10 protein-coding genes are annotated in these 10481 nt (G+C 68.1%); 9 read left to right on the top strand and 1 reads right to left on the bottom strand.

The features are described from left to right. Positions 1-45 precede the first annotated feature (45 nt). Positions 46-1446 (top strand): UDP-N-acetylmuramoyl-L-alanine--D-glutamate ligase, encoded by a 1401-nt coding sequence (gene murD, locus AC4PTO_RS11720; protein ID WP_492728669.1) that lies wholly within the window; start codon positions 46-48, stop codon positions 1444-1446. 3 nt (positions 1447-1449) lie between these two features. Here murD and AC4PTO_RS11715 read toward each other — a convergent pair whose 3' ends face one another. Further along, complete coding sequence (locus AC4PTO_RS11715; protein ID WP_492728667.1) at positions 1450-1884, bottom strand: HIT family protein; 435 nt, start codon at positions 1882-1884, stop codon at positions 1450-1452. 201 nt (positions 1885-2085) lie between these two features. Between AC4PTO_RS11715 and ftsW the strand changes: the two genes are divergently transcribed. From ftsW to ftsA, 8 genes are all read left to right on the top strand, one after another. Continuing rightward, the gene (ftsW, locus tag AC4PTO_RS11710) at positions 2086-3252 is read left to right on the top strand and encodes a putative lipid II flippase FtsW (RefSeq protein ID WP_492728665.1); all 1167 of its coding nucleotides are present in this window, start codon (positions 2086-2088) and stop codon (positions 3250-3252) included. A gap of 1 nt (position 3253) precedes the next feature. Continuing rightward, complete coding sequence (locus AC4PTO_RS11705; RefSeq protein WP_492728663.1) at positions 3254-4360, top strand: UDP-N-acetylglucosamine--N-acetylmuramyl-(pentapeptide) pyrophosphoryl-undecaprenol N-acetylglucosamine transferase; 1107 nt, start codon at positions 3254-3256, stop codon at positions 4358-4360. Continuing rightward, positions 4357-5766: a UDP-N-acetylmuramate--L-alanine ligase gene (gene murC, locus AC4PTO_RS11700; RefSeq protein ID WP_492728661.1), complete on the top strand. Its 1410-nt coding sequence runs from the start codon at positions 4357-4359 to the stop codon at positions 5764-5766. Before AC4PTO_RS11705 ends, murC begins: the two co-directional genes overlap by 4 nt. Before the next feature lie 33 nt (positions 5767-5799). After that, the gene (locus tag AC4PTO_RS11695; RefSeq protein ID WP_492728659.1) at positions 5800-6048 is read left to right on the top strand and encodes a DUF2484 family protein; all 249 of its coding nucleotides are present in this window, start codon (positions 5800-5802) and stop codon (positions 6046-6048) included. Between the two features lie 174 nt (positions 6049-6222). Beyond that, complete coding sequence (murB, locus tag AC4PTO_RS11690) at positions 6223-7173, top strand: UDP-N-acetylmuramate dehydrogenase (protein WP_492728657.1); 951 nt, start codon at positions 6223-6225, stop codon at positions 7171-7173. A gap of 40 nt (positions 7174-7213) precedes the next feature. After that, a complete protein-coding gene (locus AC4PTO_RS11685; protein WP_492728656.1) occupies positions 7214-8137 on the top strand; it encodes a D-alanine--D-alanine ligase in 924 nt (307 codons plus the stop codon). Continuing rightward, on the top strand, positions 8125-9057 hold the full coding sequence (locus AC4PTO_RS11680; protein ID WP_492728654.1) for a cell division protein FtsQ/DivIB: 933 nt from the start codon (positions 8125-8127) through the stop codon (positions 9055-9057). The genes AC4PTO_RS11685 and AC4PTO_RS11680 overlap by 13 nt, the downstream gene beginning before the upstream one ends. Next, positions 9054-10388, top strand: a complete 1335-nt coding sequence (gene ftsA, locus AC4PTO_RS11675; protein ID WP_492728652.1) for a cell division protein FtsA — start codon at positions 9054-9056, stop codon at positions 10386-10388. The genes AC4PTO_RS11680 and ftsA overlap by 4 nt, the downstream gene beginning before the upstream one ends. The last annotated feature ends 93 nt before the right edge of the window (positions 10389-10481 follow it).

The raw sequence follows: 10481 nt of genomic DNA, 5'->3' as shown, positions 1-10481 counted from the left end.
GGGGGTGCGGGGGCGGCGCCCCCGCCTGCACGGAAAGGGGCGGGCATGATTCCGGTTCAGGGCTTCGAGGGTCACAAGGTCGCGGTGCTGGGGCTGGGGCGCTCGGGCCTGGCCACGGCGGCGGCGCTGCGGGCCGGCGGCGCCGAGCCCCTCCTGTGGGACGACAGCCCCGAGGCGCGCGCCAATGCCGAAGCCGCGGGCTTCCCTCTCCACGATCTGGGCCGCGCCGAGGCCTGGCAGGGCGTTTCGGCACTGATCGTCTCGCCCGGCATTCCGCATCTTTACCCCGCGCCGAACCGGCTCGTCGCCCGCGCCATGGCCGAGGGCATCCCGGTCGACAACGATATCGGGCTGTTCTTCCGCTCCTGGGCCACGCGGGACTGGGACGCCTTCGACACCGCCCCGCGCAGCATCTGCGTCACCGGATCGAACGGCAAATCCACCACCACCGCGCTGATCCATCACATCCTTGAACATGTCGGCCGCCCGACCCAGATGGCGGGCAATATCGGGCGCGGGGTTCTTGACCTCGATCCCCCCTCCGACGGCGAGGTCGTGGTGCTGGAGCTTTCCAGCTATCAGACCGATCTGGCCCGCGCGCTGACGCCCGACATCGCGGTCTTCACCAATCTTTCGCCCGACCACCTGGACCGCCATGGCGGCATGGGCGGCTATTTCGCCGCGAAACGCCGCCTTTTTGCCGAGGGCGGCCCCGATCGCGCCGTGATCGGCGTGGACGAGCCCGAGGGCGTCTATCTTGCCAACCAGATCGCCGTCGGGCCCGGGGATGACCGCGTGATCCGGATCTCGTCGGGGCGCAAGCTGGGCGATTTCGGCTGGTCGGTCTTTGCCCGCAAGGGGCATCTGGCCGAATGGCGCAAGGGGCGTCAGATCGCCTCGATCGATTTGCGCGGGGTGGCGGGACTGCCCGGCGCGCATAACCATCAAAATGCCTGCGCGGCCTATGCGGCCTGCCGCACGCTCGGCCTGTCGCCCCGCGATATCGAGGCCGCCTTTCACAGCTTCGCAGGCCTGCCGCACCGCTCGCAATTGGTGGCGGAACGCGGGGGCGTGCGCTTCGTCAACGACTCGAAGGCCACCAATGTCGACAGCGCGGCCAAGGCATTGCAGGCCTTCCCGCGCATTCGCTGGATTGCCGGGGGGCTGGGCAAGGATGGCGGGATCGCGGCGTTGCAGCCCTTCCTCGGCGCGGTGGTCAAGGCCTATCTGATCGGCCATTCGGCGCGCGATTTCGCGCTGGAACTGGGCGATCTGCCCCATGAGATCTGCGAAACGATGGAGCGTGCGGTCGCCCGCGCCGCCGAAGAGGCCGCGGCGGGCGAGACGGTGCTGCTTGCCCCGGCGGCGGCCTCGTTCGACCAGTATCCGAATTTCGAGAAACGCGGCGCGCATTTCATCGAACTGGTCGAAGCCCTCGGGGGCTGAGCCTTAGCCCTCCATGCGGGCGCGTAGGTCGCGCGCCACCTCCTCCAGCACGTCCGGCGCGGGCGAGGGCGGGGTGGAAAACCCGCCGGGGCCTTCGGCCAGGTAGGCCTGCGAGGTCACGTCATGGATGTGATGCATCGGGACGACATGCGCATGGGCATGGGCGACATGGATGCCGGTATAGAACATCGAGACGCGCTCCACCCCATAAAGCGCCTTCATCGCCCGCGCCAGCCGCTGCGCCTGCGCGGTGATCCGGGTCGCCAGATCCTGCGGCAGATCCTCGAACCACGGGTAATGCGCCTTGGGGATGACAAGTGCGTGACCCGCCCGGATCGGGTGCAGGTCCAGAAAGGCCATGACATGCGCGTCCTCATGCAGGATACGGGCGGGCAACTCGCCCCGCGCGATGCGGCAAAACAGGCAGGATTCGGTCATTTCGGGCCTTTGGGCTGAAGTGGACGATCCAGCCGAACCTGCCGCAAGGCCCCGCCGCCCGCAAGCCGGGAGTGACCGGCTGCATCGTCGCGGGGCGCGTGCGCGCGGCGCAACTCGGTTCTAGCCATAGGCCACGGAATGGGCTACACTTTTCCCCAGACCCGGCAAACGGGCATCCTGAGGCAGTGACGGCGGTAGCCCATGACAGAAATGGTGTTTGGCACGGTGCCCGTAAGGGCCGGTGAACCGATTCTTCCACGGTGGTGGCGGACGATCGACAAATGGGCGCTGTCCAGCGTGCTGATGCTATTTGCGCTTGGCATGCTTCTGGGCCTTGCCGCTTCGGTTCCGCTGGCCGAGAAGAACGGGCTTGAACCCTTCTACTACGTCAAGCGGCAGGCGTTCTTCGGGGGCGTCGCGCTTGGCGTCATGATGCTGGTGTCGATGCTGAACCCGACGCAGATCCGCCGCCTGGGCGTGCTGGGATTTGCCGGGGCCTTCGTGGCGCTGCTGCTGCTGCCCGTCTTCGGGACCGATTTCGGCAAGGGCGCCGTGCGCTGGTTCTCGTTCGGCTTCGCCTCGGTGCAACCGTCCGAGTTTCTCAAGCCCGGCTTCGTCGTCCTCGTGGCATGGTTCATGGCCGCCAGCCAGGAGGTGGCGGGCCCGCCGGGGCGGCTTTATTCCTTCGTCGTCGCGCTGATCGTGGTGCTGCTTCTGGCGTTGCAGCCGGATTTCGGGCAGGCCTCTCTCGTGCTCTTTTCCTGGGGCGTGATCTATTTCGTGGCCGGCGCGCCGATCGTCCTTCTGACCGTTCTTGCGGGGCTGACGGTGATGGGCGGGTTCGCCGCCTATAACGCGTCCGAGCATTTCGCCCGCCGCATCGACGGATTTCTTGCCGCCGATATCGACCCCCGCACCCAGATCGGCTATGCGACCAACGCCATTCAGGAAGGCGGGTTCTTCGGCGTGGGCGTGGGCGAGGGCACGGTGAAATGGTCGCTGCCCGATGCGCATACCGATTTCATCATCGCCGTCGCGGCCGAGGAATACGGCCTGATCCTCGTGCTGTGCATTCTTGCGCTTTACGCGACCATCGTGGTGCGCTCGCTGGTGCGCCTGATGCGCGAGCGCGATCCCTTCACCCGGCTGGCGGGGGCGGGCATGACCTGTGCCTTCGGCGTGCAGGCGCTGATCAATATGGGCGTGGCCGTGCGCCTGTTGCCCGCCAAGGGAATGACGCTGCCTTTCGTCAGCTATGGCGGCTCGTCGGTGATCGCAAGCGGTTTGGCGATGGGAATCCTGCTGGCGCTGACGCGCAGCCGTCCGCAGGGCCAGATCTCGGACATCCTGACGCGCGGGGGGCGGTAGGATGGCCAATCCGCGCGCGCCGCTGCTGCTGATCGCCGCCGGGGGTACCGGCGGGCACATGTTCCCCGCCCAGGCCCTGGCCGAGGCGATGGTGCGCCGCGGCTGGCGGGTCAAGCTGTCGACCGATGCGCGGGGCGCGCGCTATGCGGGCGGGTTTCCCCATGTCGTGCAGATCGAGCAGGTCGCTTCGGCCACATTCGCGCGAGGCGGCGTTCTGGCGCGGCTGGCGGTGCCGTTTCGCATCGCGGGGGGTGTCCTGAAGGCGGTTGCCGCGGGTATCGCGGACCGGCCCGCGGCGGTGGTAGGCTTTGGTGGCTATCCGACGATTCCGGCGCTGTCGGCGGCGGTGCTGTTGCGCGTGCCCCGCGCGATCCATGAACAAAACGGCGTGATGGGCAAGGTGAACCGGCTGTTTGCCCGCCGCGTCGATGCCTTTGCCTGCGGCACCTGGCCCACCGATCTTCCCGCCGGCGTCGAGGGCGTGCATACCGGCAACCCGGTGCGCGCGGCCGTGGCCGAGCGGCAGGGCGCCCCCTATATCCCGCCGGGTGACTATCCGATGAGCCTTCTGGTCATCGGTGGCAGCCAGGGCGCGCGGATCCTGTCCGATGTGGTGCCGGGCGCGCTTGCGCAACTGCCCGAAGCGCTGCGCCGCAATCTGCGCGTTGCCCATCAGGCCCGCGAAGAGGATCAGGCGCGTGTCGTGGCCGCCTATGAAGGCGCCGGGATCTCGGCCGAGGTCGCGCCGTTCTTCCGCGATGTGCCGCGCCGCCTGTCCGAGGCGCAGCTGGTGATCTCGCGCTCGGGGGCCTCGTCGGTGGCCGATATCTCGGTGATCGGGCGGCCCGCGATCCTGATCCCCTATGCCGCGGCGACGGGCGATCACCAGACCGCCAATGCGCGTGGCCTGGTCGAGGCGGGGGCCGCGATCCTGATCCCTGAGGCGCGGCTGAACGCCGGTTCCCTTGCGCAACAGGTGGCGCTGGTGCTGGACAATCCCGACGCAGCCGTGCAGATGGCCCACTCCGCGCTTGGCTACGGCATTCCCGATGCCGCCGCGCGGCTTGTCGAACTGGTCGAGATGCTTGCAGGAAAGAAGAACGCATGAGTGCTGCCGCGACGAAACTGCCCGGTGAACTGGGCCCCATCCACTTCGTGGGCATCGGCGGGATCGGCATGTCCGGCATTGCCGAGGTGCTGATGACGCAGGGGTTCACGGTGCAGGGCTCGGACGCGAAGGCCTCGAAGATCACCGAGCGTCTGGTCGGCCTTGGCGCCACCTTCTTCGAAGGGCAGCGCGCCGAAAACCTGGGCGATGCGGCGGTGGTCGTCGTCTCGACCGCGATCAAGAAGGGCAACCCCGAGCTGGAAGAGGCGCGCCGCCGCGGCCTTCCCGTGGTGCGCCGCGCCGAGATGCTGGCCGAACTGATGCGCCTGCGCTCGAACATCGCCATCGGCGGCACGCATGGCAAGACGACCACCACGACGATGGTGGCCACGCTGCTGGACAAGGGCGGGTTCGACCCCACGGTCATCAATGGCGGCATCATCCACGCCTATGGCTCGAACGCGCGGGCGGGGGCGGGCGAATGGATGGTGGTCGAGGCCGACGAGAGCGACGGCTCGTTCAACCGCCTGCCCGCGACCATCGCCATCGTGACCAATATCGACCCCGAGCATATGGAGCACTGGGGCAGCTTCGACGCGCTGCGCAAGGGGTTTTACGACTTCGTGTCGAACATTCCCTTCTACGGGCTGGCGGTGTGCTGCACCGATCATGCCGAGGTGCAGGCGCTTGTGGGCCGGATCACCGACCGGCGCGTGGTGACCTTCGGCTTCAACGCACAGGCCGATGTGCGCGCGGTGAACCTGAGCTATGAAAACGGCGTCGCGCATTTCGACATCGCCCTGCGGGGCGAGGGCGAGGGGTCTGTGATCGAGGGCTGCACGCTGCCGATGCCGGGTGACCACAACGTCTCGAACGCGCTTGCGGCGGTGGCGGTGGCGCGCCATCTGGGCATGAAAAAGGACGAGATCCGCGCGGCCCTTGCGGGCTTTGGCGGCGTCAACCGGCGTTTCACCAAGGTGGGCGAGGTGCTGGGCGGCGTGACCATCATCGACGATTACGGCCACCACCCGGTAGAGATTGCCGCCGTTCTAAAGGCTGCGCGTCAGGCCACAAAGGGCCGTGTGGTCGCGGTGCACCAGCCGCATCGCTACACCCGCTTGCACAGCCTGTTCGAGGATTTCTGCACCTGCTTCAACGAGGCTGACGTGGTCGCCATCGCCGAGGTCTATGCCGCGGGCGAAGACCCGATCGAGGGGGCAAGCCGCGATGACCTTGTGGCGGGGCTGATCGCGCATGGTCACCGCCATGCCCGCGCGATCCTGTCCGAGGACGATCTGGCCCGACTGGTGCGCGAACAGACCCGTCCGGGCGACATGGTGGTCTGTCTCGGGGCGGGCACGATCTCGGCCTGGGCCAATGCCTTGCCCGAAAAGCTGGGGGCCTGAGCGGATGAATGCATACCCGAACCGGAGCCGCGCATGACCTATTCGCTGATCCTCGCCTGTATCTGGGGGCTGGCGGCGACGCTGGTCGCGCTTGGCCCGCGGCGGTTCCACTGGCCGGCGGCCTGGGCGCTGATCGCGGCAGGAGTGCCGATCCTTGGCTGGGTGACGCTGCAAAACGGCCCCTGGGTTGGGCTTCTGGTTCTGGCGGGGGGCGTGTCGGTGTTGCGCTGGCCGGTGGTATTCTTCCTGCGCCGCCTGCGGGCTGTCGAACCGGCGGAGTAATCCCGCCAAGCATTGGCAAGGGGGCGTGACGCCAGGGCTGGACCGGTCTGAAACTGGCCCCGGCCGCATCGGGCGGTTTCGGTGCTGCGCATCGGGGCGGCCTGCAAGTCATCCGCCGCCCGCCGGGCATATCCGTCCTTGCCCCCGTTCGCACGGGACGCTAGGCAATCGGACATGGAGCGACTTTTTTCCCATCCCTTCACACCGCGCGGCGCGCTGACGCCCGACCGCCCGCTTGCCGATCTGACATGGCTGCGCGTGGGCGGGCCGGCGGACTGGCTGTTCCAGCCCGCGGACGAGGATGACCTTGCGGGCTTCCTGGCCGCGCTCGACCCGGCGGTGGCGGTGTTCCCGATGGGGGTGGGGTCGAACCTCATCGTGCGCGATGGCGGCATCCGGGCGGTGGTGATCCGGCTGGGGCGCGGCTTCAACGCGATCACGGTCGAGGGCAACCGCGTGCATGCGGGGGCCGCGGCGCTGGATGCCCATGTCGCGCGGCGCGCGGGGCAGGGCGGGGTGGACCTGACCTTCCTGCGCACGATCCCCGGTGCGATCGGCGGCGCGCTGCGCATGAATGCGGGCTGCTACGGCACCTATGTGGCCGATCACCTGATCGAGGCGCGGGCGCTGACGCGGGCGGGCGAGCGGGTGGTCCTGTCGCCTGCGGATCTGCGCTTTGCCTATCGCCATTCCGAACTGCCCGAGGGCTGGGTGCTGACGGGCGCCACCTTCGAAGGGGCGCCGGGCGATCCCGACGCGCTCGAGGCGAAGATGGCCGATCAGCTGGCCCGCCGCGATGCCTCGCAGCCCACGAAAGAGCGCACGGCGGGCTCTACCTTCCGCAATCCGGCGGGCTATTCCTCGACCGGGCGGGCCGATGACGTGCACGATCTGAAGGCCTGGAAGGTGATCGAGATCGCCGGCATGCGCGGGGCCGTGCGCGGCGGCGCGCAGATGTCGCCGATGCATGCCAATTTCCTGATCAATACCGGCGGGGCGAGTGCTGCCGATCTGGAAGGCCTGGGCGAGGACGTGCGCAAAAAGGTTTTGCAGACGCAGGGAATTTCGCTAGAGTGGGAAATCATGCGCGTTGGCGAACCGGCAAGTGCCCGCGACGCGGAATAAAGATCAATAATCCACGGGATTAACCCGGGAAGAGGCGATTGTGGCGGGTGTGTCGAGCAGGACAACCCACCGTGTGGCGGTTCTGAAAGGTGGCCCCTCGGCTGAACGCGAGGTGTCGCTGTCCAGCGGGCACGAATGTGCCCGTGCGCTGCGGGTGGCGGGATTCGATGTGGTCGAGGTCGATGCGGGCCCCGATCTGGCGGATCGTTTGTCCGAAATAAAACCGGATTGCGTGTTCAACGCCCTGCATGGCCGCTGGGGCGAGGATGGCTGCGTGCAGGGCCTCTTGGAGTGGCTGCGCATTCCCTACACGCATTCGGGCGTTCTGGCCTCGGCCCTGGCGATGGACAAGACGCGCGCGAAGACCGCGTTCCAGGCGGCGGGCCTGCCGGTCGTCAAAAGCCTTCTGGCCCCCAGGGTCGAGGTGATGGCGCGGCATGTCATGCCCGCGCCCTATGTCGTCAAGCCCAACAGCGAGGGCTCGTCCGTCGGGGTCTATATCGTGCTTGACGGGGCGAACAGCCCGCCGCAGCTGGCTGACACGATGCCCAATGTGGTGATGGTGGAAAGCTATGTGCGCGGGCGCGAGCTGACCTGCACGGTGCTGGGGGATCACGCGCTTTGCGTGACCGAGATCCAGACCACCGGCTGGTATGATTACGACGCGAAATACAGCCCCGGCGGATCGCGCCATGTGCTGCCCGCCGCACTTCCCGGCGAGGTCTCGGCGGCCTGCCTCGACTATGCGCTGCGCGCGCATCGCGCACTTGGCTGTCGCGGCATGTCGCGCACGGATTTCCGTTGGGACGAGGCGCGCGGCCTTGACGGGCTGTTCCTGCTTGAGACGAACACCCAGCCGGGCATGACGCCGACCTCGCTCTCGCCCGAGCAGGCCGCGCATATGGGCACGAGCTTTCCCGAGCTGTGCCGCTGGCTGGTGGAGGATGCCTCATGCGACCGCTGACCCCCGCCATGACGCGGCGCGCGCCGCCGTTGCGCGCGCCGGTCCCGGCCGCGGCGCCGCTGCGCGATCCGGCGCCTTCGCGAACGCGCTACCGGATGCAGCGGCTGTGGCTGACGCCGGCCTTCCGGTCGCTGACGCGGATCGGAGTGCCGGTCTTCGTGGTGGTGCTGGGCCTTGGCCTGTGGCTGGGCGACGAGGGGCGGCGGGCCGATCTGGCGGGCAAGTATCAGGATCTGAAGGTGGCCCTTCAGAACCGCCCCGAATTCATGGTCGGCCTGATGAAGATCGAGGGCGCCAACCCCGAGCTGGACAGCGCCATCCGTGCGATGCTGCCCGTCAGGCTGCCCGCGTCGTCCTTCACGATCGACCTGGACGAGTTCCGCGCCACGATCCGCAAGCTGGATGCGGTGGCCGATGTGAAGCTGGTGATCCGCTCGGGCGGCGTGCTGGAAGCCAGCGTGACCGAGCGGGTGCCCGCGATCCTGTGGCGCACGCCGCAGGGGGTGGAGATGCTGGACGAGGGCGGCCACCGCGTGGCCACGCTGATCGACCGCGCCGCGCGGCCCGACCTGCCGCTGATCGCCGGCAGTGGCGCCGACCGTGCCGTGCCCGAGGCGCTTGAGGTTCTGGCCGCCGCCGCGCCGATCCTGAAGCGCGCGCGCGGCCTTGTGCGCGTGGGCGAGCGGCGTTGGGACCTGGTGCTGGACCGTGATCAGCGCATCATGCTGCCCGAACAGGATCCGGTGCGCGCGGTCGACCGCGTGCTGGCGCTCGATGCGGCCGAGGACATTCTCGCGCGGGATTTCACCCATCTCGACATGCGTAACGAACACCGTCCGACGATCCGGCTTTCGGCCGGGGCGCTCGATGAATTTCGCCGGATCACCGGACAAGTGACGAAAGTGAAGGCTGGGCCATGACCGATCTTTATCAATCCCAACGTGCGATGCGGAACATGCGCAAGGCGGCGATGCAGCGCGGCGTGATCGCCATTCTGGATGTCGGCACCTCGAAGATCGCGTGCCTGGTCCTGCGCTTCGACGGCCCCGAGGAATTCCGCGAAACCGACGGCATGGGGCCGTTGGCGGGGCAGTCGGCCTTTCGCGTGATCGGCGCGGCGACGACCCGATCGCGCGGCGTGAAATTCGGCGAGATCGACGCCATGGCCGAGACCGAGCGCGCGATCCGCACCGCCGTTCAGGCCGCGCAGAAGATGGCCAATACCCGCGTCGACCATGTCATCGCCTGTTTCTCGGGCGCGGGGCCGCGCAGCTACGGCCTTGCGGGCGAGGTCGAGGTGGCGGGCGGCCAGGTCGACGAGCAGGACGTGGCGCGCGTTCTGGCGGCGTGCGATCTGCCCGATATCGGGCACGGGCGCGAGGTGCTGCACGCGCAGCCGGTGAACTTCTCGCTCGATCATCGCACGGGGCTGGGCGATCCGCGCGGCCATGTGGGCAACCGCGTCGCGGTGGACATGCACCTGCTGACGATCAATGCCGATGCGGTGCAGAACCTGATCTACTGCATCCGGCGCTGCGATCTGGAACTGGCCGGGATCGCCTCGTCGGCCTATGTCTCGGGGATTTCGAGCCTTGTCGAAGACGAGCAGGAGCTGGGCGCGGCCTGCATCGACATGGGCGGCGGCGCCACGGGCGTGTCGATCTTCATCAAGAAGCACATGATCTTTGCCGATGCGGTGCGCCTTGGCGGCGAGCATGTGACGCATGACATCGCCGCGGGCCTCCAGGTGCCCATGACGCTGGCCGAGCGGATCAAGACCATGCATGGCGGCGTGCACGCCACCGGCATGGACGACCGCGAAAGGATCGAGCTTGCGGGCAATTCCGGCGATTGGGAAAAGGACCGCAAGTCCATCAGCCGGGCCGAGCTGATCGGCATCATGCGCCCGCGCGTCGAGGAAATCCTCGAAGAGGTGCGCGCGATCCTTGACGCCGCAGGCTTCGAGCATCTGCCAAGCCAGCAGATCGTCCTGACGGGCGGCGCAAGCCAGATCCCCGGCCTTGACGGGCTGGCCGCGCGCATCCTGGGCCACAATGTGCGCCTTGGCCGGCCGCTGCGGGTGCAGGGCCTGCCGCAGGCCGCGACCGGGGCGGGCTTTGCCTCGGCCGTCGGGCTGGCGCTGTTTGCCGCCCATCCGCAGGACGAATGGTGGGATTTCGAGATCCCGGCCGAACGCTATCCGGCCCGGTCGCTGCGCCGCGCGATGCGCTGGTTCCGCGACAACTGGTGATTCACATTCCTGTGGTGGCGGCCTATGCCATCACAAGATGATGACACATGCGCGAAATACCGCTTGCGCGGGGTATTCTGCTTCCAGATTTTG

The sequence above is a fragment of the Rhodobacter maritimus genome, assembly GCF_058747975.1.
The sequence above is the reverse complement of the archived record's forward strand: the minus strand, read 5'-3'. Positions and strand labels throughout refer to the sequence as shown.